Source organism: Clostridium transplantifaecale (genome assembly GCF_900626075.1).
Classification (GTDB): domain Bacteria; phylum Bacillota; class Clostridia; order Lachnospirales; family Lachnospiraceae; genus Otoolea; species Otoolea transplantifaecalis.
The window spans coordinates 417,688-443,627 of sequence record NZ_UYZY01000002.1 but is presented as its reverse complement, the minus strand read 5'-3'; the positions used below and the strand labels follow the sequence as shown (position 1 = coordinate 443,627).

21 protein-coding genes are annotated in these 25,940 nt (G+C 49.0%); 16 read left to right on the top strand and 5 right to left on the bottom strand.

Annotated features, from left to right (window positions below; all coding sequences use genetic code 11):
- Window positions 1–8: 8 nt before the first annotated feature.
- The 4 genes from EJL91_RS07700 to EJL91_RS25350 all read left to right on the top strand — a co-directional run bounded on the left by EJL91_RS07700 (window position 9) and on the right by EJL91_RS25350 (window position 4,609).
- A complete protein-coding gene (locus EJL91_RS07700) occupies window positions 9–1,286 on the top strand; it encodes an L-cysteine desulfidase family protein (RefSeq protein ID WP_125141378.1) in 1,278 nt (425 codons plus the stop codon).
- Between the two features lie 283 nt (window positions 1,287–1,569).
- The gene (locus tag EJL91_RS07695; RefSeq protein WP_125141377.1) at window positions 1,570–2,916 is read left to right on the top strand and encodes a hemolysin family protein; all 1,347 of its coding nucleotides are present in this window, start codon (window positions 1,570–1,572) and stop codon (window positions 2,914–2,916) included.
- 213 nt (window positions 2,917–3,129) lie between these two features.
- Window positions 3,130–4,410 (top strand): DUF1576 domain-containing protein, encoded by a 1,281-nt coding sequence (locus tag EJL91_RS07690; protein WP_125141376.1) that lies wholly within the window; start codon window positions 3,130–3,132, stop codon window positions 4,408–4,410.
- Window positions 4,319–4,609 carry a DUF6783 domain-containing protein gene (locus EJL91_RS25350; RefSeq protein WP_423243431.1) on the top strand — a complete coding sequence of 97 codons (291 nt, stop codon included), beginning with the start codon at window positions 4,319–4,321 and terminating at the stop codon, window positions 4,607–4,609. The genes EJL91_RS07690 and EJL91_RS25350 overlap by 92 nt, the downstream gene beginning before the upstream one ends.
- On the opposite strand, the gene EJL91_RS07685 is transcribed toward EJL91_RS25350, so the two are convergent.
- Window positions 4,599–5,123: a hypothetical protein gene (locus EJL91_RS07685; RefSeq protein ID WP_243125269.1), complete on the bottom strand. Its 525-nt coding sequence runs from the start codon at window positions 5,121–5,123 to the stop codon at window positions 4,599–4,601. The genes EJL91_RS25350 and EJL91_RS07685 overlap by 11 nt on opposite strands.
- A 265-nt stretch (window positions 5,124–5,388) precedes the next feature.
- Between EJL91_RS07685 and EJL91_RS07680 the strand changes: the two genes are divergently transcribed.
- Window positions 5,389–8,325: an EAL domain-containing protein gene (locus EJL91_RS07680; RefSeq protein ID WP_125141375.1), complete on the top strand. Its 2,937-nt coding sequence runs from the start codon at window positions 5,389–5,391 to the stop codon at window positions 8,323–8,325.
- 116 nt (window positions 8,326–8,441) lie between these two features.
- Window positions 8,442–10,094, top strand: coding sequence for a potassium/proton antiporter (locus EJL91_RS07675; RefSeq protein WP_423243439.1), 1,653 nt, complete (start codon window positions 8,442–8,444; stop codon window positions 10,092–10,094).
- On the opposite strand, the gene EJL91_RS07670 is transcribed toward EJL91_RS07675, so the two are convergent.
- Window positions 10,055–11,419, bottom strand: a complete 1,365-nt coding sequence (locus EJL91_RS07670; protein WP_125141373.1) for an MATE family efflux transporter — start codon at window positions 11,417–11,419, stop codon at window positions 10,055–10,057. The genes EJL91_RS07675 and EJL91_RS07670 overlap by 40 nt on opposite strands.
- A 268-nt stretch (window positions 11,420–11,687) precedes the next feature.
- Here EJL91_RS07670 and EJL91_RS07665 point away from each other — a divergent pair, with 268 nt between their 5' ends.
- From EJL91_RS07665 to EJL91_RS25105, 3 genes are all read left to right on the top strand, one after another.
- The gene (locus tag EJL91_RS07665) at window positions 11,688–12,596 is read left to right on the top strand and encodes a LysR family transcriptional regulator (protein WP_125141372.1); all 909 of its coding nucleotides are present in this window, start codon (window positions 11,688–11,690) and stop codon (window positions 12,594–12,596) included.
- A gap of 172 nt (window positions 12,597–12,768) precedes the next feature.
- Entirely contained in the window at window positions 12,769–13,620 is an 852-nt protein-coding gene (locus tag EJL91_RS07660) for an AraC family transcriptional regulator (protein ID WP_125141371.1), read from the top strand.
- A 223-nt stretch (window positions 13,621–13,843) separates the two neighbouring features.
- Window positions 13,844–14,353 carry a hypothetical protein gene (locus EJL91_RS25105; protein ID WP_125141370.1) on the top strand — a complete coding sequence of 170 codons (510 nt, stop codon included), beginning with the start codon at window positions 13,844–13,846 and terminating at the stop codon, window positions 14,351–14,353.
- 181 nt (window positions 14,354–14,534) lie between these two features.
- Here EJL91_RS25105 and gdhA read toward each other — a convergent pair whose 3' ends face one another.
- Window positions 14,535–15,869 carry an NADP-specific glutamate dehydrogenase gene (gene gdhA, locus EJL91_RS07650; protein ID WP_125141369.1) on the bottom strand — a complete coding sequence of 445 codons (1,335 nt, stop codon included), beginning with the start codon at window positions 15,867–15,869 and terminating at the stop codon, window positions 14,535–14,537.
- 497 nt (window positions 15,870–16,366) lie between these two features.
- On the opposite strand from gdhA, the gene EJL91_RS07645 reads away from it, so the two are divergent.
- Window positions 16,367–17,224, top strand: a complete 858-nt coding sequence (locus tag EJL91_RS07645) for an isocitrate lyase/PEP mutase family protein (protein ID WP_125141368.1) — start codon at window positions 16,367–16,369, stop codon at window positions 17,222–17,224.
- A gap of 208 nt (window positions 17,225–17,432) precedes the next feature.
- Here EJL91_RS07645 and EJL91_RS07640 read toward each other — a convergent pair whose 3' ends face one another.
- Window positions 17,433–18,425 (bottom strand): hypothetical protein, encoded by a 993-nt coding sequence (locus EJL91_RS07640; protein WP_125141367.1) that lies wholly within the window; start codon window positions 18,423–18,425, stop codon window positions 17,433–17,435.
- Window positions 18,426–18,709: 284 nt separating this feature from the next.
- On the bottom strand, window positions 18,710–19,633 hold the full coding sequence (locus tag EJL91_RS07635) for a hydroxymethylglutaryl-CoA lyase (RefSeq protein ID WP_125141366.1): 924 nt from the start codon (window positions 19,631–19,633) through the stop codon (window positions 18,710–18,712).
- A 399-nt stretch (window positions 19,634–20,032) separates the two neighbouring features.
- Here EJL91_RS07635 and EJL91_RS07630 point away from each other — a divergent pair, with 399 nt between their 5' ends.
- The 6 genes from EJL91_RS07630 to EJL91_RS07605 all read left to right on the top strand — a co-directional run bounded on the left by EJL91_RS07630 (window position 20,033) and on the right by EJL91_RS07605 (window position 25,871).
- Window positions 20,033–20,839, top strand: a complete 807-nt coding sequence (locus EJL91_RS07630; RefSeq protein WP_125141365.1) for a sugar phosphate isomerase/epimerase family protein — start codon at window positions 20,033–20,035, stop codon at window positions 20,837–20,839.
- Window positions 20,840–20,880: 41 nt separating this feature from the next.
- Window positions 20,881–21,744, top strand: coding sequence for a shikimate dehydrogenase family protein (locus tag EJL91_RS07625; protein WP_125141364.1), 864 nt, complete (start codon window positions 20,881–20,883; stop codon window positions 21,742–21,744).
- Window positions 21,745–21,788: 44 nt separating this feature from the next.
- Window positions 21,789–22,343, top strand: coding sequence for a TRAP transporter small permease (locus tag EJL91_RS07620; RefSeq protein ID WP_125141363.1), 555 nt, complete (start codon window positions 21,789–21,791; stop codon window positions 22,341–22,343).
- Entirely contained in the window at window positions 22,344–23,639 is a 1,296-nt protein-coding gene (locus EJL91_RS07615; RefSeq protein ID WP_125141362.1) for a TRAP transporter large permease, read from the top strand.
- Window positions 23,640–23,722: 83 nt separating this feature from the next.
- Complete coding sequence (locus EJL91_RS07610) at window positions 23,723–24,853, top strand: TRAP transporter substrate-binding protein (protein WP_125141361.1); 1,131 nt, start codon at window positions 23,723–23,725, stop codon at window positions 24,851–24,853.
- A 106-nt stretch (window positions 24,854–24,959) separates the two neighbouring features.
- Window positions 24,960–25,871 carry a DMT family transporter gene (locus tag EJL91_RS07605; RefSeq protein ID WP_125141360.1) on the top strand — a complete coding sequence of 304 codons (912 nt, stop codon included), beginning with the start codon at window positions 24,960–24,962 and terminating at the stop codon, window positions 25,869–25,871.
- The last annotated feature ends 69 nt before the right edge of the window (window positions 25,872–25,940 follow it).

The window sequence follows — 25,940 nt, the reverse complement described above, 5'->3', positions numbered from 1 at the left end:
GTTACAGGATGGAAAAAAGCGATATCTGTTATAAGACCTATGTGGAAATATTAGAGCGCGAACTGGTTCCGGCAATGGGATGCACGGAGCCGATTGCCCTTGCGTACTGCAGTGCAAAGGCGAGATCCGTGCTGGGAGCGCTGCCGGATAAAGTGCTGGTGGAAGTCAGCGGCAATATTGTCAAGAACGTCAAGAGCGTTATTGTGCCCAACTCGGGAGGCCGCCGGGGAATTGAAGCGGCCGCGGCCGTAGGTATCCTTGCGGGCAGGGAGGATTTGGAACTGGAGGTTCTTTCCAAGGTAACAGAAGAGCAGAAGGCCGGTCTGGGAGCCTATATGGAGAGGGCCGAAATTACGGTGGAGCCGCTTGACACACCCTATCTTCTGGATATGGCGGTGACGGTGGAGAAAGACGGTTCCACCGCCCGGGTGCGCATTGCACAGGAACATACCAATATTGTGGAGATCAGCAAAAACGGCGCGATTCTCTTTGAGAAGACGGCAGGAGAGAAAGATGAAGAGTACGTTCCAGACTATTCCCTGCTGACTATTGAGAAAATCTATGATTTTGCAGATACCGCGGATTTGGAGGATGTAAAGGCAGTTCTGGACCGCCAGATTGAATATAATACGGCTATTGCAGAAGAGGGCCTCCGAGGGGATTACGGCGCAAACATCGGCCGTGTACTGATGGAAGAGTACGGAGATCGGATCGAGAACAGGGCAAAAGCCATGGCGGCAGCCGGTTCTGATGCCAGGATGAACGGCTGCGATCTGCCCGTTATCATCAATTCAGGCAGCGGAAACCAGGGAATGACGGCATCTCTCCCGGTAATAGAGTACGCAAAGGAGCTTCAGAGCGGCAGTGAAAAACTCTACCGCGCCCTTCTGCTGTCCAACCTCGTCACACTGCACCAGAAGACCGGAATCGGCCGTCTGTCCGCCTACTGCGGCGCGGTCAGCGCAGGAGCCGGGGCCGGGGCGGGAATCGCTTATCTGGAAGGCGGCAGCCTGGAGGTCATTGCCCACACGCTGGTCAATGCCCTGGCCGTCACATCGGGAATTGTCTGCGACGGGGCTAAGGCATCCTGTGCGGCCAAGATTGCGGTGGCGGTGGACACCGGAATCCTGGGATACAAGATGTTTCAGAGGGGCCAGCAGTTCTACGGAGGAGACGGCCTTGTGGCCAAGGGGGTGGAAAATACCATCCGCAATATCGGCCGCCTTGGCAAAGACGGAATGCGTGAGACAGATAAAGAGATCATAAGAATCATGACGGAATGTTAAGTTTCCTATCACGGCCCTGCTAAGCTTTCGTTAAGCTCCTGCGTAAACTATTGCTGTCAGGCTGCATATCCTGTAATATAATGGTGCAGCAACGATACCGCTGCCTAATGCGGCGGCAGATCAAGAAGGAGTGTTATACAGGATGGACGACAGCGCACCAGACGCTGATGCGGAAAATAACAATTTAAATATTGAGCCATAAAGTAAAGGCGCGATCTGCATTTTTAAAAGCAGATTGTGCCTTTTCGCGCTCAAAATATAAAAATGAAAAGGAGAGATTAAAGTGGGAGAATTACCACAACAACTAATTGTGCAGGCGGCGCTTATTGTGTTAAATGCTTTTTTTGCCGCGACGGAGATTGCCGTGATATCATTAAATACGGCGAAACTGAGGAGAATGCAGGAGAACGGTGATAAGACGGCCGGGAGACTGCTTAAAATGGCGGAGGAACCGGCAGGTTTCCTCTCAACAATACAGATAGGAATTACCCTGGCCGGATTTTTAGGAAGTGCCTTTGCTGCGGAAAACTTTTCGGATATCCTGACGAACTGGATCTACAACGGCCTTGGCTTCAGGGCGCTGCCGGAAAGCGCGCTGGACACGGTCTCCGTTATTGTGATTACCATCATCCTGTCTTATTTTACGCTGATATTCGGTGAACTGGTGCCCAAACGTATTGCGATGCAGAAACCGTATGAGGTGGCGAAAATCGCCAGCGGGCCCGTGTCGGCCATTGCATTCGGCATGAAACCGGTAATCGCTTTCCTGGCTTTTTCAACCAACACTACGCTTAAGCTTCTCCGCATGAAGACCGAGGCGCAGGAAGAGCAGGTGACGGAAGACGAAATCCGTATGATGATAGATCTGGGAAAAGAAAACGGAGCCATTGATGAGGAAGAAAAAGAGTGGCTTCAGAATGTATTTGAATTCAACGACACCTCTGTACAGGAGGCCATGACGCGGGAGTTCGAGGTGGAGTCTCTCTGTATCGATGACACGGAGGAGGAGATAGTGGAGAAAATCCGGAATACCGGCCTGTCGCGTTTCCCCTTATATGATGAAGATGGCCGTGAGATACTGGGCATCCTCTATTCCAGAGAATACCTTTTAAACATGAGAACTGATAAGAAACCGTTGAAGGAACTGCTTCATGAGGCATATTTTGTGCCCGAATCCATCCATGCAGACCAGTTGTTCCGCGATATGCAGTCTAAAAAGATACATATGGCGATCGTTGTGGATGAGTACGGGGAGGTAGCCGGTATTATCACATTAGAAGACCTCTTGGAGGAAATTGTAGGAAATATTTATGATGAATTTGACGCGGAGGAGGAGCCTGAGATTGAGCAGGTGGAAGAAAACCTCTGGCGTTTTCCGGGCAGCACACTGATTAAGGATGTCTCGGAGACGCTCGACGTGGACCTTCCGGAGCCGGATGATTACGAGACAATAGGCGGTCTGGTCTTAAGCTGCCTGAATACAATCCCGGCCGACGGAACAACCCTGGATGTGGAGGCGGACGGCCTTGGAATCCATGTGGAACAGATTAAAAATATGAGAATTGAATCCGTGCTCGTGAAAAAACTGGAGCAGGAACAGGAAGAGGAGGCGATGAGAAAAAGCGGATGAGTATAAGCCGACATTTATTATTGTTATAAAATAAAAATAATAGTTGCAAATATGCCGTAAAAGAAATAAAATAGAAAAAGGATGAAAATTTAACAGTATATTAACAGACGAATGGGGTATGCAAAGAGGCAGCACTTGAATATTTGCATACCCTTTTTTTGAAGGTGGTGAGGAGTGTAAAGCAGATCCGCACCATAGAAAGGCAGTGTATTTATGATCGAAATGAAATCTCTGACCAGGGAAAAGAAATTCTTTTTACTGGCTCTGATTCCAGCTTACTTCATTGTTGCAGGACTTTTACTTCAGCCGCTGGATGGCATTCTGGAAGGCGTATTCACGATGATACGGGAACCGGATTTCCTGATTACAGACTATATCGCGGTGGGCGGCATCGGGGCGGCATTTATCAATGCGGGCGCCCTCACATTAATCAGTATCGGATTTATCTATTATCTTGACATGGAGATGGATGGGCACACCATCACATCCAGTTGTCTGATGTTCGGCTTTTCACTGTTCGGTAAAAATCTGATGAATATCTGGGCGATTCTTCTGGGAGTCCTCCTCTACGCCAAATATCATCGGGTCTCGCTTTCCAAATACATATATGTGGGAATATACGGGACCAGTTTGTCACCGATTATCACGCAGATTATGCATATTGTGGATATGCCGTTTCTCGGCCGCCTCTGTCTGACATTGGCTGTCGGAATTTCTATCGGCTTTGTACTGCCGCCTTTATCTACCCATGTTCATTATGCCCATAAGGGATACTCACTTTATAATGTCGGTTTTGCCGCAGGTATTATTGCAACGGTGATTGTATCGGCCCTGAAGTCATTCGGAATTGAGACAAAGGAACGCCTCATCTGGTCCACGGGCAACAACCGCCTTTTTCTGATCCTTTTAGGCGTCCTGTTCGGGGGAATGATACTGGGCGCCCTTCTGGTGGGAGGGGAAAAGGTGATACAGTCATACTGCAGGATTCTGAAGACCTCGGGGATTTCAGGAACCGATTACCTGGCCGATGAGGGCGGGGCCGCAGTCGCCCTGAACATGGGAATCAACGGAATTTTCGCCACCCTGTTTGTGCTGGCGGTGGGAAGTGATCTGAACGGACCGACCATAGGCGGTATTTTTACGATTGTCGGCTTCAGCGCGACGGGAAAACACCTGAGAAATATTTTTCCAATCATGGTGGGTGTCTGTCTGGCCAGCCTGACCCATGCATGGAGTATCAACGCTCCGTCCGCGATGCTGGCGCTGCTCTTTTCCACGACGCTTGCTCCGGTGGCCGGCGAATTCGGAGTCGTTGCAGGTCTGCTGGCAGGATTCCTTCACGCGTCGGTGGCGATGAATGTCGGCATCGTATACGGCGGAATGAATCTTTACAATAACGGGTTTGCCGGCGGTATCGTGGCAATCTTCATGGTGCCTGTTATCCACTCAATTTTGGACAGAAGAGCCAGGGCGGGAAGCGACATTTCCCTGTAACCGGGCCTTGCGCATAAATAGGATACACGGCGGAAAGCCCGATTTGCGGACTATTCACCGTCAGTTCAAAACAGAAAAGGAGATATGGACCCTCGCGGCATTCCATATCTCCTTTTCTGCTGTTAAAGATAATCTGTATTTAACAAAGTGTGACGCACAGCTGACGGAAAGCAATTTTCAAACACGCTCTAGAAATTAAACCCTGTGACGGAAAGGGAACCATCCATCCTGTTGATGATGACGTTGTTGTTATTTCCCATCACAATCCCGTTTCCATAGAGCTGCTGCTCCGACGGTTCTGCGATTCCGATCTCATGCACCAGATTTCTTGTAAAAACCGAATCCCTGCCCAGAGCGATAAAATCTTCGCGGGAGGCGACGGCACATGTCTGCCCGTCTTCCATAGTGATCTGAATAGGGAAATCACAGAGATCGGCCAGAGCTTCCAGATCCTGCTCTGAAACGGTATTCTGCACCTTTGTGGCGAACGCGGTAATCTCGGCGGCCGGGGAGCTTTTGAGCTCCTCCGCCTCCATGGATTCCATGAATGCCCGGAGGTCTAAAGAGACCTGGATTACTTCTCCGTCTGTGTTTGTATATGATTCTGTACCGGCGGAGCCTGCGGCCAGGGTAGTGGTCCTGTATCCCGAAACGGCGGCCAGTATTGCCGCAGCGGCAATGCCGGCCGCTATGTATTTTCTTTTCATTTCCATAATACCTCACTTGTATATCTTTCCAAGGGTGAAGTATAGCACCGAACTCCAGCCAACACAAGGGCCTGGAGAATTTTTGGCACTTCGCTGAAAAGACAGTGAGATTCTGCGTTTAAAGTCTGAAATATTGCTAAACTGGAAATGAGGGGGGACGGTAAAAGAATATACTGCAAATTCCGGCAGAAGTGATATAATAGCAATAGGTCAAAACCTTTACTTTTCAGTAAAGGAGCTGTGAAATGCATCTTATGTGGGGAGTATTGGTATGATAAATTATATAAAGCGCCTCAGGCTGTTTATACTGTCGCTTGTGCTGGTTCTGGCATTTCCGCTGGCGGCGCCTGCCGGTTCCGATGCTTCCGACGGAGGGCAGAAAACGATGAAAGTCGGATATATCAATTATGAGGGATTCATTAAACCTGAGGGCGGCGGATATTTCAGCGGCTACGGGGTGGCTTTCCTGAGTAAAATATCGCAGTACACCGGATGGAACTATGAATATGATTACTATACGTGGGAAGACTGTCTGGATGCGCTGGAGAAGGGGGAGATAGACCTGGTCTGCTGCGCCCAGAAGAATCCTCAAAGAATGGAATTATTTGAGTATGCGGGATATCCGATAGGACGGGAGAGCACGTTTGTCTATACTAGAAAAGGCAGCGATGATATCTATTATCAGGATTACGGCGCAATGAACGGTACGAAAGCCGCCGTGCTGAAGGGATCCTTTCAGAGCGAGGAGTTTGCCTCTTTTGCCCGGAAGAAGGGATTTTCCTATCAGGAGCTGGGCTGCAGTACGGTCGACGAGATAACGGAAGCGGTAAAAAGCGGTGCCGCAGACCTGGCAGTTCTGGGCAGCCTGTCGAGACAGCCGGATCTGAGGATAGTGGAGAAATTGGACACAGCGCCCTTTTACATTATTACGACAAAAGGAAACAGCGCTGTGCTGAATGACCTGAATGACGCCCTCCGTAATATTTACTCAACATCGCCTTACATAGTGGAAGAACTGTATCATGAATACTACGGACATAACAGCGCCTCGGAGGAACCTCTGCTTACAAGAGAAGAGATGGAATACGTAAAAGAGGGACAAATTCTCAAGGTGGCCTGTATTGACGGTTTTTATCCGCTCTCCTACACCGATCGTGAGACCGGGGAGGCATCCGGAATCCTGCCGGATATTGCAAGAAAGATTGGGGAGATAAGCGGACTCAGGCTCGAGATGAGCCCGGAACCGATTGGCAGCCGTCCGGAAAACCTGATGGAGGGCCGCCAGGTCAATATTGTGAACGGAATTCTGTTCAGCCAGGAGAGGATACAGAAGGCAGGCGGGCAGCTTACGGAGATTTTGACTTCACAGCCGGCCCTGGCGGTCGTGAATTCGGGAGTCAATATTTATGAGCTTGACAAGGCAGTGCTGGCGCTTCCATACTCCTATGAGTCCGGACACAGCCTTATCCCGGAGGAGTTCAGCGGTTTTGACATAATCTTTAAAGAAAATATTGAGGACTGTTTTGCTGCGGTTAAGGATCAGGAGGCCGATATTACAATACAGAATACCCATGTGGCCAATTACTTCCTCCAGAAAAGAGGATATGCAGGGCTCCAAGTGGCGGCAATGGAGTCTCTGGAAGAGAAAACGTGTATGATGATCTCCGATGACGTGGACCGCAGGCTGATCAGTATTCTGAATAAATCCATCAGCTGCCTGGACGACAATACGATCAACCAGATTATTATGGCACACACGGTGGCACACCCGTATCACGAGACACTGACCGACACAATATACTATTACAGAGTCAGAATCATCCTGATTTCCCTTCTTGCTGCGGCTGTTATTATCCTGCTGGCCCTTATGTACCGCAAACATATGAATATCAGGATGGAACTGAAGGAGAAAGAGGCATACCAGATTATAGCTGAGACCGATGAACTAACGGGAATGTACAACCGCAAGGCATTTTATGAGAAGGCGATCCGGTATATGGAGGACTCTCCTGAACGGAAACATCAGATCCTTTTCTTTAATGTGGAGAGTTTCAAGGTGATCAACGATTTGTTTGGAGTAGAGGCCGGGGACAAGCTTCTCTTTTTCCTGGCGGGCGTTATTAAGGAATGGACGGCCCGTCTCGGAGGCGTCTGCTCACGGTTTGAGGCGGATCACTTTGTCGTATGCATTGAGGAGGATGAAGCGGCAGCGGAAGAGATCACGGAGAAGATTAGAAAAGAGCTGGAAGCGTACCCTATCGATATGGTTGTTGATGTCTCATGCGGCGTTTATCATGTGCACAGTGTGGACAAGAGCATTAACATCATGTGTGACAGGGCCCATCTGGCGGTGAACAGCGTAAAGGGAAATTACGCACGCCGCGTTGCCGTCTATGACGATTCCCACAGGGAGACGCTGATCCATACACAGCTTATCGTGAGCGAGATGAACGCGGCTTTGACGGAAAAGCAATTTAAGGTCTACCTGCAGCCGAAATACAATATGAACACGGAAGAAATCATCGGTGCCGAGGCGTTGGTGCGCTGGGCGCATCCGGAGAGGGGAATCATTCCCCCTTCCGATTTTATTCCGATTTTTGAGCACAACGGTTTTATCGGACAGCTTGACACTTACATGTTTGAGGAGACGTGCAAACTGTTAAGAAAATGGCTGGATGAGGGGAGAGGGGCGGTGCCCGTTTCCGTCAACCTCTCCAGAGTTGGTTTTTACAATCCAAAACTGAGTGATAATCTGTATCGGATTGCCGAAAAATATCAGATCCCGCTTGATTTAATCGAGTTGGAAGTAACAGAATCGGCATATGTTTCCGACTCCAGGACGGTCCATGATCATATTCAGCAGCTCCGGGAACGGGGATTCAAGATTCTGATGGATGATTTCGGAAGCGGTTATTCATCGCTAAACATGCTGAAAGAGGCGCCCGTCGATCAGATTAAACTGGACATGAAATTTTTAAGCGCGTCCGATCCTTATGGACGTGCTGAGACAATCCTCCACATGGTGATTGCCATGGGAAAAGCACTCTCCATACCGGTGCTTGCGGAGGGCGTTGAGACAAAGAGCCAGGTTGAAATGCTCAAAAGTTACTCCTGCTGTCTGGCCCAGGGATATTACTATGCAAGGCCTTTGACGGTAGACAAATTTGAAGAACTCTTAAAAGCCCGGGAGGAGCAGCCGGGGACTTAAGCTGCGGTCCGGCCATGCTGCAAAAAGGCGGCATGGCCGGACTCATACGTTCTTAACAATATCTGAACGCGATTTTATTGGTATTTTATTGCTAAAATGTTGTAAACTATAATAAAATCGCGTTAGAGGGAGTTGATATTATTACACTTACATTAGCACTGTTCATTACATCTGTTGTAATCTTTATCTGTATTCTCAGCAGCAAAATCTCAGGCCGGCTCGGCGTACCTACACTGTTTGTCTTTATTGTGCTGGGGATGCTGTTCGGTTCGGATGGAGTCTTTAAGATAGCATTTGACAATTACGAATTTGCAGAACAGATTTGCTCGGTTGCCCTTATTTTTATCATGTTTTACGGAGGCTTCGGCACCAGATGGAGCGAGGCAAGGCCGGTGGCGTTTAAGTCCATACTGCTGTCATCAATCGGAGTAGTACTGACGGCCGTGCTGACGGGACTTTTCTGTTACTTTGTCCTGCATGTGGATTTCCTGGAGGGCATGCTGATCGGTTCCGTTCTCGGTTCCACTGATGCAGCCTCCGTATTCTCTATCCTGAGATCCAGAAAACTTAACCTGAAATACGGTTCCGCCTCCATGCTGGAGTTGGAAAGCGGAAGCAATGACCCGTTTTCCTATATGATGACAATCATCATTCTCTCCGCCATGTCTGGGTCAATGGGTGGTTCTGAGATTGTAGGAATGCTGGCGAGCCAGCTGTTCTTCGGTTTGTTTACCGGCGTGGCGGTGGCGTTTGTGGCGTCCCGTTTCCTGAACAGATATCAGTTTTACGGCGAGGGTTTTGACACAATATTCGTCTTTGCCGTCGCAATTATTTCCTATGCCCTCTCCTCCCTGCTAGGAGGAAACGGCTACCTGAGCACATATCTGACCGGCATTATCCTGGGAAACCAGGCGCTTAAAAATCAGAAAACGCTGGTGAGCTTTTTCGATGCATGTACCGGACTCATGCAGATTCTGCTCTTTTTCCTGTTGGGACTTCTGTCTTTTCCTTCCCGGATGCCGGCTATCGTTTTACCGGCTGCTGCTATCGCACTCTTTTTGACCTTTGTCGCACGTCCCGCAGCGGTAGGGCTGTTGCTGGCTCCATTTAAAACGCCGCTCAACCAGTATTTTGTTGTTTCCTGGGCCGGTCTTCGCGGAGCGGCATCCATTGTGTTTGCTATCATGGTGACTGTGAGCGGCAGTAATACCAGTATCGATGTATTCCACATCGTGTTCTGTGTGGTTCTGTTCTCCATCATCTTTCAGGGTTCCCTGCTTCCAGTGTTGGCGAAGAAGTGCGACATGATAGACGAGAACGCCGATGTTATGAAAACATTTACCGACTATACGGAAAATACCCAGATCCAATTTATCCAGCTTCCGATAGGGGCGGATCATCCGTGGGCAGGCCAGAAGATACGCGATATTAGTCTCCATCCGGGAACGCTTATCGCCGTAATTAAGAGGGGGGAGCAGGTGGTGGTCCCCAAGGGTAATACGGAGATTCTTGCGGGTGATACGGTTATTCTCGGCGCGGAAGGCTTTTCCGACAACCGCGAGATTCTTCTGAAGGAGATTCGGATCACTCAGGAACACCGCTGGTGCAATAAAAAGGTATCCGAAGCTAAATTCTATAAAAATACGATTATTGTTATGATTAAGCGCGGGGATCAGGTCATTATTCCGGGAGGAAATACCGGGATACAGGATCAGGACCTCGTGGTGGTTTATTCACAGCGGCTTCCTGCGGAGGCGGTAATTGACTGACGTTTGCGGTAACGTGCCAGATAAAGCACGGTCTGGCACAGCGCCAGGGCGGCCCAGCCGGTTCCGGTGGCGAAAGCCACGGCAATGAGCCCCAGTTTCCGGATGAAGAGCCAGGAGATGACGACACGGATGGAGATGTGGAATACAACGCTGACGGCCGATACGCCCACCTTTCCGATACCATTAAAAAAGCCCACATAAGCGGCGCCGATATAATTAAAGAGATAGAAGAGGGAGATGACTGCCATGTAGCGCACTCCCTCTTTTATTACGATCGGGTTATCTGTGCCGGAAATAAAGGAGACGCTTATGCCGGCGGTTATGTACATGGCAAAGGACAGGGAGATTCCCATGGCAGCCAGCAGCAGAAATCCCTTATTAAATCCTTTTCTGACTCTGTCCCGGTTTCCTGCCCCCGTATTCTGGGCGATGAAGACCGAGAGTGCATCTGTGCCGCTGTCTCCGAAGGAGTTGGCAAAACCTTCCCCCTTTGTCGTAGCTGTGTAGGCGGAAATCATTTCCGTTCCCATGGAATTGACCGTGCCCTGCACCAGAAGCTTCCCCAGATACAGGCTGGCCTGTTGAAGCGCGGATACAAAGCAGTAGCGCAGAGTCCTGAAAAAAAGCCCGCGGCTGAAATGCATATCTTCCTTCCGAAAGAGCAGGGAGGGGTAACTTTTCACAAGATAAATAATTCCGAGAATGGCGGACAGGATCTGGGCCAGTATTGTCGCGGCCGCGGCTCCCGCTATCCCCATGCCGAAGTTTCTGATAAAGAGCAGATCCATGGCAAAGTTCAGTACGATGGCAGAGATTAGAATCAAAAGAGCAATTACCGTATTGCCGATGGAACGGAGGATGGCTGAGCAGAGATTGTAAAAAAAGGCGGGAATCAGCCCGGCAAATATAATCTTGAGGTATACGGCCGCCTGTGCGGCTACTTCAGGAGGAGTCTGAAGAAAACGGAGGATGGACCCGACGCTGCAAAAAGCCAGGATGCTGATACCCAGGACGCCGGCACTGCCCAGGGTAAATGCCATGAACACCTCGTTCCGGAAATCAGAATCATTCCCTTCCCCATAATATTGGGCCAGAATGATGGCAATGCCCGAACAGCAGCCGCTGATTACAAAGATAAAGAGATTCATAATAGTTCCCGATACCCCGATGGCTGCAAAGGCTTCTAATCCTGCATATTTACCGATTACAACGGCGTCTATGGTGTTATAAAGCTGCTGAAAAATATTCCCTATAATTAATGGACCCATCAGGAACAGGAGGGAGGAGCAGATGCCGCTATGGAGTAAGTCTTTTTCTCTTTGCATTTTAGTTACCTGCTTTCTGCAATTAAGTTAAGATGTGAAGCAAGGACTCTACCGGCGGGGCAGAAAAGGGAAGGGAGTGGCCCCGGCCGGTATGGTGATATTATAAGTCAGGCGGCCTGTATTGTAAAATTCTGAATATTGCCTTATAATATAAACTATTAGTTATATTTTGAACGGATTATAGGCGACTATTACAGGAACCGTCCTCACAAGAGAGGCCATTATGGGGGTGGCCGCTGCTGCGGTGGCGGTCATGGAGGGGGAGAATATGACAGAACTTGAGATTAGGGCATTTCTCACGGCTCTGCAGTCGGGCAGCATTACATCGGCTGCGGGAAAACTTTATGTAACTCAGCCAGCTCTCAGCAAGCGGATTCAGGCGCTGGAGAATGAGCTGGGGTATAGGCTTATAAAAAGAGGGAAAGGACAGAGGACGATTGAGCTGACCGACAAAGGAGAAGCGTTTGTGCCGGTCGCGGAGAGGTATCTGGAGCTGTGGAAGGAGGCCAGAGAGATTGACCGGATGGATCAGGCCGGAACACTGAGGGTTTCGGCTGTTAACAGTATCAGTACGTACCTGTTCCCTACCGTTTGTTCCGGTTTTATGGCCGAGAACCCGGAATATCTGCTGAAATTTTCCAATTATCACTCCCTGGAGGCGTATGGGCATGTGGCGGAAGGACAGATTGATCTGGCTTTGATCTCAGACGATATGGAGGTGAGGGGAGTGGAGACGGTCCCTCTGTTTGAGGAGGACATGCTGCTGGCCCTGGGGCCGGGGACACGTTATGCAGAGGCGGTTCATCCCTCGCAGCTCAATGCATCCGATGAAATACGGCTGCCCTGGAGCCCGGAATATGATTTGTGGCATGATTTCCGGTTTAAATCTTCTGCGTGTGCCAGGATGGTGCTTGACCAGATGTCACTTATGGAGTATTTTCTTGGATTCAGGGATGTCTGGGCTATTATCCCGGCTACGGCCGCGCTGAAACTGAGAGAAAAACTGGGCATTGCAATCCGGCCCCTGGAAGAAGGCCCTCCGGCCCAGATTATTTACTATCTAAAAAGAAAAACGGACCGGAACGGGGCCGCAGAAAAGTTTCTGGCGGTTATGGAGCGGGAGTTGGAACGGATTGAGGCGGTGAGCCGTCATGTCAGGCGGGCCACGGTCAGGTAACCTCTCTTTTTTGTGCATGGAAAGAGAGGAAAAGAACAGGAATAACGGATAGAATCTCTTTAAAGAGCAAAGAGCAAAGAGCAAAGAGCAAAGAGCAAAGAGCAAAGAGCAAAGAGCAAAGAGCAAAGAGCAAAGAGCAAAGAGCAAAGAGCAAAGAGCAGGAGGAAAAAAGATGGAGTGGATAGAACGCCTGAATAAAGCAATGAATTATATCGAAGAGCACATTGCGGAGGAAATTGATTATGGACAGCTTGCGAAGATCGCCTGCTGTTCCACCTATCATTTTCAAAGGATGTTCGGGTATATGGCGGGAGTGTCCCTGTCGGAGTATGTCCGCCGCAGGAGAATGTCCCTGGCAGCGGTGGAACTGCAGGGAAGCGATGAAAAAATCATAGACATAGCGCTGAAATACGGCTATTCTTCCCCGACCGCTTTTAACAGGGCGTTCCAGGGCGTTCAGGGAATCGCGCCCTCGGCAGTCCGCAAAGGGGGAACGCCGCTCAAATCTTTTCCGCCGCTCAGCTTTAAAATCACGATTAAAGGAGTGGAAGAGATGAATTACAGAATCGAAGAAAAAGAAGCGTTCCGTATTATTGGGGTATCCGGTTCCATGAGCAAAGACATTGAGGAAAATTTCGCAGTCGTTCCCGGTATGTGGCAAAAGGCGGCTATGGATGGCACGGTGCAGAAACTGGCTGCAATGATGGACGGCAGCCCCATGGGGCTTTTGGGCGTGAGCGCCTGCTATGACGAGGAAGACTGGAAGTACTTTATTGCTGTTGCAAGTTCTCATCCGGTGGAGGGTACTTCTTTTGAAGAGTTCACGGTACCGGCTGCCACCTGGGCGATATTCGCCGGCTCGGGAACTAACCGCTCCATTCAGGAGTTGGAACAGCGCATCGTGACGGAATGGCTGCCTTCGTCCGGATATGAGTATGGCAGCGCCCCGGATATCGAGGTCTACCTCAACCCGGATCCGGCGAATGCGCAGTTTGAAGTCTGGATTCCGGTTGTAAAAAAGTAGATACAGGGCAGCAGAGCATGCATGCCGCGTATGGGAAAGCCATAAAAACAGTTATGAAAATAAAGTAAGAATAAGATTAGTAATTAATAAATTAGTAATACGTAACAAAGTAAATGGAAGAGATAAGCAGTATGAGCTTTTAGAGGGACGAAAGGGGTGGAATTAATTTCTAATCCACGTTATAATAGAAACAGATTATTATAGCAGGAGGAGGTAGTTGGGGATGAAGAAATTGAGCACATTTCTTGTAGCGGCATGTTTGTCAATGATGGTAAGCATGACATCTTTTGCAGGACAGTGGGAGCAGAATACGACAGGATGGTGGTATCAGAATGATGATGGGAGCTATCCGGCTTCTCAGTGGGTAACAATTGATGAAAAACTATATTACTTTGATGCAGACGGCTACATGAAAACAGGATGGGTGCTGACCACGCAGGGGAATTGGTATTATCTTAATCCGTCAGGCGAATTAAGGTATGACGAGTTAACAGAAAATGGCCGTGTCTACAATTTTGATAGCAACGGAAGATGTACGAATCACGAAGACAATGGATTAAACTTTGAAAATGATTATCAGTCTATTTTAAATCTGGAGGGGCTGGAGGCCCGGAAAAGATTGATGGATCAGCAGGAGGAAAGTGGAACTTACGAGGAAGATAATGTATATTTTCACGATGCAGCTCCAGATAAAACAATTGATCGGTTTGGCTTAGCGGATATGCAGTTTTAAATACAGTTTATGAAAGAATATGGGGATATTGCAAAAGTAGATGAAAAACCTACTGGAGCAGTATCCCTTTTTGTGTATAAATAAATAGAAAACGGCCCTCCTCCCCGGCACAAAATCAGAATGGTTTCATACCGGGGAGGGAGGCTCTTTTGTCTGTATCCATAATTCAAATCAGCATTATTTATACAAATCCCTGAGCCATCATAGCGTTAGCGATTTTTTCAAAGCTGGCGATATTAGCGCCAACCACATAGTTTCCGGCTTCGCCATAGCGTTTTGCGGCATCGGCCACCTTGGTATAGATTCCGGCCATGATGTCGTGGAGCTTTTCGTCCACCTCCTGGAATGACCAGCTCATGCGTTGGCTGTTCTGGCTCATCTCCAGGGCGGAGGTTGCAACGCCTCCTGCGTTGGCTGCCTTGCCCGGCATGAACAGAATGGAGTTGGAAAGGAAGAATTCGGTCGCCTCCATATCGGAAGGCATGTTGGCGCCCTCGGCCACGGCGATACAGCCGTTTGCTTTCAGACGTTTAGCGTCTTCGAGGTTCAGCTCGTTCTGGGTTGCGCATGGAAGGGCAATATCACAGGGAATGGACCAGATTCCTTTCCCTTCCGTATATACGGCGCCCGGAACCTCATCCATGTACTCCTTGATGCGTCCGCGGCGCACTTCTTTAATCTCTTTTACCACATCCAGATTAATTCCGTCTTTATCATAAATATAACCGTTGGAATCGCTCATGGCGACTACTTTGGCGCCCAGCTGCACCGCCTTTTCCACCGTGTAAATGGCCACGTTGCCGGATCCGGATACAATGGCGGTTTTACCCTCCAGGCTTTCCCCATGGCTCTTTAACATCTCTTCCAGTATGTAGACAAGACCGTAGCCGGTTGCCTGGGTACGCACAAGGGAACCGCCGAATGTCAGCCCTTTTCCGGTCAGGACGCCTTCATAAAGTCCGGTCAGCCTTTTATACTGGCCGTACATGTAGCCCAGTTCCCTGCCGCCGACACCGATATCACCGGCCGGTACATCCTGATCTGCGCCAATATGTTTATAAAGCTCCGTCATAAAGCTCTGACAGAATACCATCACCTCATGAGCTGATTTACCTTTTGGATCAAAGTCGGAACCGCCCTTACCTCCGCCGATTGGAAGACCGGTCAGGGCATTTTTAAAAGTCTGCTCAAAACCCAGGAATTTAAGAATGCCCTGATTTACAGACGGATGGAAGCGGAGTCCTCCTTTATAAGGTCCGATTGCATTGTTAAACTGCAGGCGGTATCCTTTATTGATGCGCGCCCGGCCCTGGTCATCCACCCAGGGAACACGGAAAGAGATAATCCGCTCCGGCTCGACAAGGCGTTCCAACAGGGCTGTCTCACGGTACTGCTTTTCATTTGCTTCAATAACAGGTCTGAGAGAATCGAGTACCTCTTTGACCGCCTGATGGAATTCTTCCTCACCAGGATTTTTTTTGACTGTTTTGCTGTAGATTTCATCAACGTACGACATAGATTTTTCCTCCTCACATAAACTTTTACACATCCCACAGCCGTCCCCACCGCTGTCAGAAATATGGAAAAACTCCGAATTTAAGAAACGGCCGGCTGCATGGACCCTCGTATTTGTGTAATGCTCAGCATTGTAGCATGGTAGCATGGTAAAGTCAAGAAGAGTATTTAGATTATTCATACATTTTTTGGATTACAATGATAATAAAGAAGAATAAACAAAATACATTGTACTATTTATATAGTTATCTATCTTCTGAGCGGCAAAAAATTGTAAAAATACCACAAAACGTTGAAAAAGCTTCATAGAATCATTCTATCAAACCGATATAAAACAGGTATTAGACTTTGGTGAGGCGGAGGCGATATAATAAAAACAATTTAGAACACCGGTAATACCAGCCGGACGGAGCAAAACCAGCAGTGTGATTCAGTGTAAGTGAATATTGAAGAGAGTGCCGGAAAACAATGTTAAAGAGAGAAGAAAGAGGGGTTTTTATGGGAAAACAGAGTAAAAAAATACGTAAACTTCTTGCGGAACGCGATTACCTAATCGCGCCATGTGCCTATGATGCACTGAGTGCGAGGGCGATCCAGGCTTCCGGGTTCTCCATCGCCGGTACAACCGGATATGGAATGCACGGAGTAGTGCTGGGACAGCCGGACACGGGCCTTCTGGCCCTGAATGAAACGGTTTCCATTCTCAGTAAGATGGTTGATGCAGTCGATATCCCGATCCTCGCCGATGCGGAGGGTGGTTACGGAAGCGCCTTAAACGTAATCCGTGCGGTAAAGGAATATGAGAAGACAGGCGTTGCCGGACTGTTTATTGAAGATCAGAAGCAGCCGCCGAACTGTCCGTTTATCAAAGCCCCAGAATTAATCAGTACCGACGAAATGGTTGGAAAAATTGAGGCGGCGGTTGCAACACGCGAAGATCCGGATATGGTGATTATTGCCCGGACCGATGCGCCTTTTGAGGAGGCGATTGAAAGAGCCAATGCATATATGGCAGCCGGAGCCGATATGGTTAAAATCCTGCCGAAGACAAGGCAGGAACTGGAAGCACTCCCGCCGCGAGTTAACGGTCCAATCCATCTTGGCCTCTATGCCAATAAAGGAATCAATGACGGCATGACAGCCGCCGACTGCGGAAAACTTGGATACAAGATTATCACGTTCCCCGTCAGCTGCCTGTTTGCGCAGACTGCGTCCGTTCTATCACTCTTAAAGTACATCAAAGAAAATGAGACGGATGAAGGCTACAATGGAGAGTTTATGGCATTTGCCGACTATCTGAAATTTATTGGAGCCGATTACTACAAAGAGCTGGTCGATAAATATCTGAGAGATTAAGATTTAGAGAACAGCCACACCAGAGCAGATTCGATATCCCTGCTTATCATAATCCCCAAAAAGCCGCCGGAAGGAAATGTGCATTCCGGAAAGCAGCTTTGCGGCAGGCGTATCTTATTTGATATAATTCCCCCTAAAGAAGCCGGCCCCGGCAGAATTGTTTAATTCTGCCGGGGCTGTGCTTATTTAGGGGGCTTTGCCTGGACAATCAGTACCGGAACCGGAACGGCCCGTACGTCTTTGTGCTGACGGGAGTCTTTTCTTCCAGTAAGTCAAAGAATTCCGCCTGGATATTCAGTTCAAACTGCGAGGAGCCGGAGCCGTCGGAACGGAATCCCAGCTCGGGGAAATAAGTGAGGGTGGCGGTCTTACCGTCGGGCAGGGATACCTCGCTGTATTTGTTAGGACCGATGACGGCCTTCAGTGAGCCGCCGTACATCATGCCCAGAGGCGCTTTTAATTCTAGATAATGCCCGGAATAATTCTCCACCCGGAGCAGAAATAACTTGCCGGCATTTCTACTGTTGATTTCTTCCGTCACTGCATAAATTTTAATTCCGTCCCCATCATGGAGGCAGGAACCTGCGAAAGGAACCACGGACTCATCAGAGCGCGTGGAAGCTGTCTCCAGCGTATACTTTTCACTCAGTAAACGGGTAGAACTTCCTCCGGATTCACCGATACGGACAAACAGTGAGTTTTCAATCGTACTGATATACCGGATACCGCTTCCGGCCAGGGAGGATGGAGTCAGGGTGACAAGAGCGGGAGACTGTGTTTCGCCTTTGGGAATGTCCAGCATCTCACTGCCTCCGCCGACCTGCTGACCGTTTACATAACATCCTAAAGCGGATGTCATAAGATGAACATTCTGCGAAGAACGGTTTTCCACACGGAAGATGACGGACACCTTGTAAGAGGAGTCGAAGGTATCCTCCGTAATCTCCAGATGATCGGCAGTGATCCGCAATCCGTCCGTGTCCACGATCACTTTCTTTTGCAGCGAAACACCGTCAATAAAAGATTCCGGTGACGGGGCGTTTATGTTAGCCGCGGCGGATGGGAAAGAGCAGAAAAGAGTAAATACAAAAATAAACAGAAACAGGGGAAGGGATGTAAACGACGTCACAGTTCCCGGTACGATTGCAGCACTTGCCGTGCGCAGCCGTACCGGCTTTCGGGTACAGGTCCTCATTTTCATAGATTCAGCCTCCTGACAAGGGGATGCGGTTAAAAACCGGCCTTAGATGAAGAGCGGTTCAGGGTACGCGGGGCGCAGATTTATTTATTAATTTCATTATATCAGAACGCGGGAAGACGTTCAATATACCCTTTAATTGAGAAATGAGAACGCGCCAAAACGATCGGGGGCGGGATGGTGAGAGGGAGGTTATGGCCGGGACTGAAGCCCCATCTCCACCCCCTTTAGCGGCAATAAAAAAACACGCTCCCCTCAGGAGCGCGCTTTTTTTATTACCGCTAACCTTACACCTGCTGCGACTGGATCAGATCCCTGGATCTTCCGGCGCGCAGTATGTAGCTTTCCATATCATGATTTAAAACCTCTCGGAGATTTTTGGAAAGTTCAATTACCCTCGCAATGTCAATTCCCGTAGCGATATCTGCCTCTTCACACATGTGGAGCACGTCCTCTGTCGAAATGTTGCCGGCCGCACCCGGTACGAACGGGCATCCGCCGAGTCCGCCGAAGGAGCTGTCGAAACGGTCCATTCCGGCTTCCATGGCTGCCAGGATGTTGGCCATAGCCATGCCGCGTGTGTTGTGGAAATGCAGCCACCAGGTTGCCTGAGGATATTTCTCTTTGACATGGCAGCAGATATCATAAACCTGGTTAGGTACCGCCATACCGGAGGCATCAGACAGGGAAATCTCGGTGATTCCCACCTTCAGGTAAGCTTCGATGATGGCATCGACATCCTCGATCGGAATGCGTCCTTCCCATGGGGAGGCGAACGGCATGGAGATGGAACCGGAAATTTCAATTCCATTTTCACCTGCGGCTTCCACGCAGGAGGCGAAACCGGCTACACTCTCCTCGGGAGTCATGTTCAGATTTTTTAAGTTGTGCTGACGGCTGGCTGAGACGTTGAGCTTCACCTTTTTACAGCCGCAGTCAATAGCTCTCTGGATTCCTCTCAGGTTCGGGATGAGTGCGCGCAGCTCAACTCCGGGAACCTCTCCGATGGCCTTAAAGACTTCATCGGTGTTTGCCATCTGAGGTACGGCCCTCGGATGCATAAAAGAGCCGACTTCAATGACCGGAAATTTTGCATCAATGAGGCCGCGCAGCAGTTCCAGCTTCTGCTCGGTGCTTAAGATATACTTTTCATTCTGAAGGCCGTCACGCAAGCCCACCTCACACAGGGTGATTGATGAGGGAAGTTTCATATAATAGTTCCTCCTTTAATATATGTTTCGTTTTTAGGTATCGTTTTCAGCAGGACAAGAAGCAGCCACTTTATTACTGCGTAAGATGCGTACAGTAATGCCGCTGCTCCAGTCTGAGATTCCTTATGAGTTCAGTATATCGGAGTTTCACCCTTCAATCCAATGCTTAATATGAATCGAATCATCGATAAAAGTGATGATTCGGGCTGAAATTTAGATGATTTGCTTAGTTTCTATGAAGAAAAGTGAACAAAATGACGGAACCATGCAGAAAATTGATAGATCGATGAAAACTGCCCATTGGACGTTTGTGCAAATATCCAATAGAATGTAAATACAGAAAGCAAGTAATTGGTTGAAATGACTAAAGTATCAACATAGAAAGAGGAGGAATCATTGATGGAAAGAAAGTTTTCCCTGGCCTATCTTACAATCCCGGGCGTGGAGCCGCTGGACCAGATTAGAATTGCCGCTGAAGCAGGTTATGACTATGTAAGTCTTCGCACCATACCGATGGGATTGCCGGGAGAGCCGCAGATATGCCTTGAGAAAGACCCTGAGCTTTTTAAGGAAGTCAAAAAGACTCTCAAGGATTATAATATGAAGCTGTTCGACATTGAACTTGTCCGCGTACGTGAAGATCTTCCCTGCGACTTCAGAAAAGCATTTGAGTGCGGCGCTGAACTGGGAGCCACCGACGTATTGTCGAGTGTATGGACAAAGGATCACGCATTTGCAGTAGAACAGTATGGAAAAATCTGTGAACAGGCAAAAGAGTTCGGGCTCACGATTAACCTGGAATTTCCAATCGTATCGGGGCTGACCACACTGGATGAGACAATAGCAATGCAGGATAAGGTGAATGCACCAAACATGAAGCTTCTGATGGATATGATTTACTGCCACTGGGATAATGTAACGGCAGAGAAGATTAAGGGAATTGACCCGGCTCGCTTCGGTGTAATTCATCTCTGTGACTGCCCGAAGGATATGGAGGGAATGGAAATTCCTCAGGTTGTCCGTGAGGCTAGGGAATACTGCGGCAAGGGAGCCATTGACCTGGAAGGCCTGTTAAAAGCGCTTCCGGCCAACACCTGTTCCATCGAACTTCCAAATACAAAATACATAGCCGAGTACGGCGGGGCAGGCCATGCAAAACAGTGCCTGGATAATGCAAAAGCGCTTTTTCAGAAGGCAGGCCTTTAAAGACAACGGTGTTTAGCGAGATTATGAAAGAAGGAAAGAGTATGAAAATCGATATTGATACTAAGATGATCACTCTGTTGGGCACACCATTAAGCCAGTCCTTCGCTGCCAGGATGCAGAATAAAGCCTACGAGGCAGCCGGGCTGAATATGTGTTATTTCTACACAGAGATTGATAATGAGCATCTGGGCGAGGTAGTGAACGGCCTTCGGTATATGAACTTTGCCGGTATGGCGGTAACAAAGCCCAATAAGGTAAAGGTGCTTGAGTACCTGGACGAACTTGACCCGTTATGCGAGAAGATGGGTTCCAGCAACACGGTGGTAAAAACGCCGGACGGTAAGCTTGTCGGTTACAATACGGACGGTGTGGGCTTCTACACTTCCCTGACCGAGGAGGGCGGCATCAAAGTGAACGAGTGCGTATTCTTCTGCTTCGGCGGAGGAGGCGCGGGACGGGCAATGTGTTCCATCCTGGCCTACCACGGGGCGAGGAAGATTTATATCACAGATGCCTATGAGGAATGTGCAAAATCTCTCGTAAGCGACATTAACGAGAATTTTGCTCCGATTGCCGAGTTTGTACCATCCGGAGATTTCTCAAAACTGGCTGCCTGCGACGTTGTATTGAATGCAAGCGGCATCGGTATGGGCTCTACGAAAGGCCAGAGCCTGCTTCCGAAAGAATATATCAAACCAAGCCAGTTCTACTTTGATGCATGTTACAATCCGGCTAAGACTCAGTTCTTACTGGATGCCGAAGAGAAAGGCTGCCAGATTCTGAACGGACTTGGAATGTCATTATATCAGGGCGCGGCTCAGATTGAGCTGTGGACAGATAAGAAAGCCCCGGTAGAAGTGATGCGCCAGGAGCTGCTGAAAATTGTGGCTGAGGGCAACGGCTGATATTACAATCGGCCGGGAGTATGTAAAAAACGAGGAGGTATAAGATGAAAATTGTCAAATGGCTGGATGAGCACCTGGAGGAATTTCTTCTGGTCATCCTTCTGGTAATAATTTCCTGCGTCAGCCTTCTGCAGGTTATTATCAGAAAGACACCGTGGATTCCGTCTCTGACCTGGGCAGAAGAATTCTGCCGGTTCTGCTGGATCTGGAGCGTGTTCCTGTCCCTTCCATACACAATCAGGATGGGAAATATGCTGAGGGTAGGGGTTCTCTTAGATATGATGCCCAATGTGGTACATAAAGTAATTAACATTATCGTAGATTTCGTTACAACGGGCAGTATGGCTCTTTTGGCTTACCATTCCGTTACGGTTGTTCAGTCAATTAAGGCCAGCGGTGAGCCTTCACCGGCAATGCTGTGGCCCATGTGGATTGTATACAGTGTCATGCTGATTGGTTTCTGTCTTGCAGTGCTTCGCGGAATTCAGCAGATTGTACTCCATATTAAGCATTTCAACGAGAAAGAGTTAAGCACTCTCGAACAGACTATGCTTGAAGCGGCGGAAGAAGCTGCTCTGGCGAAAGGAGGAGAAGAATAGATGGCTGCACTGTTAGTATTTATAGTATTTCTGATTGGAATTGCGATTTCCATACCGATCGGCGTCAGCATGATTCTTGGTTCCATCGCACCCATTATGACAATGGGCAAAGGAGGAACAATTGTTCAGCTCCTGAATAACACATTTGCCGGAGCCAACTCCACACCTATCCTGGCGGTTCCCCTTTTCATCCTGGGCGGCGTCATTATGGCAAAAGGTGGTATTTCTAAGAAACTGTTTAACTTTTTCTCCTATTTTGCAGGCAGGATGCCGGGAGGCCTTCCCTGTGCGGTAATTCTGACCTGTCTGTTCTACGGAGCCATTTCCGGTTCCGGTCCGGCTACAACAGCAGCCGTAGGTTCCATGTGTGTTCCTTTCCTTACGGATCTGGGATATGAGAAAAAATGGAGCGCCGGCCTGATTGCAGTTGCCGGAGGATTGGGAGTTATTATCCCTCCGTCCATTCCGTTTGTACTTTATTCGCTGGCAACGGGAGTTTCCACAGGTGATTTGTTCCTGGGAGGTGTTTTCCCTGGTATTCTGATTGGTCTCTTCCTGATGATTTATGCGGTATTTTACTGTGTGCGCCACGGTGAGGACAGAGAATTAATTGATGCCAGAATGAAAGAACTCCGTTCCACCGGACTTGGCAAACTGTTTGCAGACAGCTTCTGGGCTCTGCTCTGCCCGGTAATCGTTCTCGGCGGTATCTACACAGGTTTTGTTACACCAACCGAGGCGGCAACACTTTCCGTATTCTATGCAATTATTGTTTCCCTGTTCATCTACAAATCCATTAAGGTGAACGAGCTGATTCCTTTCCTCTGCGAATCGGTTAAGACATACGGCGGCCTGGCATTCGTACTTGCATTTGCAACTGCATTCGGACGCGTGCTTTCCCTTACGAGAGCGACAAAAGCCGTTGAAACATTTATCCTTGGCAACTTCCATTCCGGTATTGCAATTCTGACCGTACTGGCTATTATCTTCCTGATTCTTGGTATGGTAATGGATACAGGCCCTGCAATTATTATTCTGGCTCCGGTCGTTCTCCCGGCTGTTCAGGCTCTGGGCGTTGACCCGGTACACTTCGGTGTTGTTCTGGTTTGCTGCCTTTCCATCGGTCTGGCTACGCCGCCCTTTGGACTCGACCTGTTTGTGGCAGGTAATATTGCGGAAGAGCCGCCGATGGCGGTGGCAAAGAAGGCTGTTCCATTTATGCTGGCCTTCCTGGTTGCTTTGTTAGCTATCGTATATGTACCGTGGTTCTCCACATTCCTTCCGAATATCTTCTAAGGACAGGACGCACGGATTGATACAAAAATAAAGATACATTTTTTACAGACAATTGTAAAACAAATTAAAGGAGGAATATAGTAATGAGAAAAATTACAGCATTGGTTCTGGCCACAGCGATGGCAGCATCATTAACAGCCTGCGGAGGCAGTGGAAAGACTTCCGAACCGGCGGCAACACAGGGAGCAGGAGAGGCTGCGAAGACGGAAGAGGCAGCGGCAGATACAGCAGCGCCGGCAGCAGACGCAGCAAGCTATGATGACCTGGATGCCGTATCCCTGATTGCAGCGGACAACAGCAGTAAAGGCGCCGCAGCACAGCTTTTCGGTGAGCTGGTAGCGGAGAAAGTAGATACGATTACAGGCGGCAAGCTGACAATCGAATATTTCCCGAACAGTGAGCTGGGTGATGACGGTGACCTTCTCCGTCAGCAGCAGTCTAACGATATCCAGATTGTAGTGTGCCAGACGGCTCCGGTTGTATCCTTTGTACCGGGCGTGGCAGTGTTCGACCTTCCTATGATATTCTCCAAATATGACGGAGACACAATTGACAAGGTTTTAAACGGCAGCGATTCTGCTTTCCGTCAGGAGCTGAATGAAGCTTATGAGGCATCCGGCACACATCTGCTTGGTATTCTTCAGAACGCTACATACCGTCTGACAAGCGCCAATAAAGAACTCAACACACTGGCTGATTTCAAGACTCTTCAGATTCGTACGATGAATAACAGCAACCATATGGCATTCTGGACGGCAATCGGCGCAGAGCCGACACCTCTTGCATGGTCCGAGGTTTACTTTGCACTGCAGAGCGGAACAATCGACGCGGAAGAAAATGCGGCCGATACAATCGTGGGAGCAAACCTGAACGAAGTTCAGAATGTACTGGCCTGCACAAACCATATTCTCTATGCAAACCAGATGTCCATCAATAAAGAAGCTTACGACGCTCTGGATCCTGCTTTCCAGGCAGCGCTTAACCAGGCTGTATCAGAGGCAATGGCTGAGCTTCGTCCACAGCTTGCAGATATCGATGCTAACAATAAAAAGACTCTGCAGGACAAAGGCATGAAACTCATCGAATACGATAACGCTTTCTACGATGAAATCCTTGCCCTTGATACAGTTCAGAAACTCTATTCCGACATTGACACACAGTGCGGCGGACTTGGAACAACTCTTCAGGATTCCCTGGAAAGTGCGGCAAAATAAAAGCAGCAGTTACTGCTTGAAACAGACGGAAGTCACCGGGCAGCGGCCTGCCGCAGCCCGGGACTCCTTATATCGCAGATGACGGCGGAAAGACCAGGAGGCAGATATGGCGCAGACCAGTCAGAAACAGGCGTTTCCATTACTATTTTTCACATTCTTCATCTGGGGAAGCATCTATGTGACCGGAAAAATGATTGCAGCCGATATACCGGCTTCCCTGGTGGCATGTTTAAGATGTGTGTCCGCCATGATTCCTTTGCTGCTCATGTCACGGAAACATCTGAAAACAAAGATCGACGGAGCAGACTGGAAGTACTTTTTTCTTGTAGGAGCACTCGGTTACTTTCTGACGATTCAAATGATTCAGCTGGGTATTGCACTTACGGGGGCATCGATGGCGGCCCTGATTAATGCAATGACTCCGGTAGCGGTGACCATCCTTGCGGCATTCATTCTTAAGGAAAAGATCACTCCGGTAAAATGCCTTTGCCTTGTTCTGGCGCTGGCGGGAACCATTGTCATCACCAGCGGCACCTCCACTCAGGGGGAAACACTTGGAATCGCCGTGGTTCTGGTGGGAGTTGTATCCTTTGCCGCCGCCTCCGTATACATGCGCAGACTGACTGCAAAGTATCCGGCGGTACTGGTGACTACCTACAGTATGGCCATCAGCCTGATTTTCCACATACCCGTGGGAATTGTGTCAGTTTGTACACAGCCGGTTTCGGTTACCCCGCTCAGTGTGGCGGTTATCCTTTATCTCGGTTTTGCAGGTTCCGGCCTGGCGCAGTATACCTGGACAAAATGCCTGTCCATACTGCCGGCGAGCACCTGTTCCCTGTTTTACCCGTTACAGCCTGCATTTGCAGCGCTTTTAGGAGCTTGGCTTCTGGGTGAAACCTTTACCCCTGCATTTTTCATCGGGCTGCTCCTGATTTCACTGGACGTAGTTCTCAATACATGGGAGACGCGCCAGCTTGACAAAGAGCGGGCGGCAAGAGAATCCTCCAATATATAAAACGGTTGCGGTTTCCCGGAAACTTATAGATAATAGGGACGGGGAAACATGCAGAAAAGCGTTAGGAGG

What these genes read in the sequence shown, in the direction of transcription:
- EJL91_RS07700 (WP_125141378.1), top strand. Translation starts at nt 9, where the DNA reads ATGGAAAAAAGCGATATCTGTTATAAGACCTATGTGGAAATATTAGAG.
- EJL91_RS07690 (WP_125141376.1), top strand. Translation starts at nt 3,130, where the DNA reads ATGATCGAAATGAAATCTCTGACCAGGGAAAAGAAATTCTTTTTACTG.
- EJL91_RS07685 (WP_243125269.1), bottom strand. Translation starts at nt 5,123, where the DNA reads ATGGAAATGAAAAGAAAATACATAGCGGCCGGCATTGCCGCTGCGGCA.
- EJL91_RS07680 (WP_125141375.1), top strand. Translation starts at nt 5,389, where the DNA reads ATGATAAATTATATAAAGCGCCTCAGGCTGTTTATACTGTCGCTTGTG.
- EJL91_RS07670 (WP_125141373.1), bottom strand. Translation starts at nt 11,419, where the DNA reads ATGCAAAGAGAAAAAGACTTACTCCATAGCGGCATCTGCTCCTCCCTC.
- EJL91_RS07665 (WP_125141372.1), top strand. Translation starts at nt 11,688, where the DNA reads ATGACAGAACTTGAGATTAGGGCATTTCTCACGGCTCTGCAGTCGGGC.
- EJL91_RS07660 (WP_125141371.1), top strand. Translation starts at nt 12,769, where the DNA reads ATGGAGTGGATAGAACGCCTGAATAAAGCAATGAATTATATCGAAGAG.
- EJL91_RS25105 (WP_125141370.1), top strand. Translation starts at nt 13,844, where the DNA reads ATGAAGAAATTGAGCACATTTCTTGTAGCGGCATGTTTGTCAATGATG.
- gdhA (WP_125141369.1), bottom strand. Translation starts at nt 15,869, where the DNA reads ATGTCGTACGTTGATGAAATCTACAGCAAAACAGTCAAAAAAAATCCT.
- EJL91_RS07645 (WP_125141368.1), top strand. Translation starts at nt 16,367, where the DNA reads ATGGGAAAACAGAGTAAAAAAATACGTAAACTTCTTGCGGAACGCGAT.
- EJL91_RS07640 (WP_125141367.1), bottom strand. Translation starts at nt 18,425, where the DNA reads ATGAAAATGAGGACCTGTACCCGAAAGCCGGTACGGCTGCGCACGGCA.
- EJL91_RS07635 (WP_125141366.1), bottom strand. Translation starts at nt 19,633, where the DNA reads ATGAAACTTCCCTCATCAATCACCCTGTGTGAGGTGGGCTTGCGTGAC.
- EJL91_RS07630 (WP_125141365.1), top strand. Translation starts at nt 20,033, where the DNA reads ATGGAAAGAAAGTTTTCCCTGGCCTATCTTACAATCCCGGGCGTGGAG.
- EJL91_RS07625 (WP_125141364.1), top strand. Translation starts at nt 20,881, where the DNA reads ATGAAAATCGATATTGATACTAAGATGATCACTCTGTTGGGCACACCA.
- EJL91_RS07620 (WP_125141363.1), top strand. Translation starts at nt 21,789, where the DNA reads ATGAAAATTGTCAAATGGCTGGATGAGCACCTGGAGGAATTTCTTCTG.
- EJL91_RS07615 (WP_125141362.1), top strand. Translation starts at nt 22,344, where the DNA reads ATGGCTGCACTGTTAGTATTTATAGTATTTCTGATTGGAATTGCGATT.
- EJL91_RS07610 (WP_125141361.1), top strand. Translation starts at nt 23,723, where the DNA reads ATGAGAAAAATTACAGCATTGGTTCTGGCCACAGCGATGGCAGCATCA.
- EJL91_RS07605 (WP_125141360.1), top strand. Translation starts at nt 24,960, where the DNA reads ATGGCGCAGACCAGTCAGAAACAGGCGTTTCCATTACTATTTTTCACA.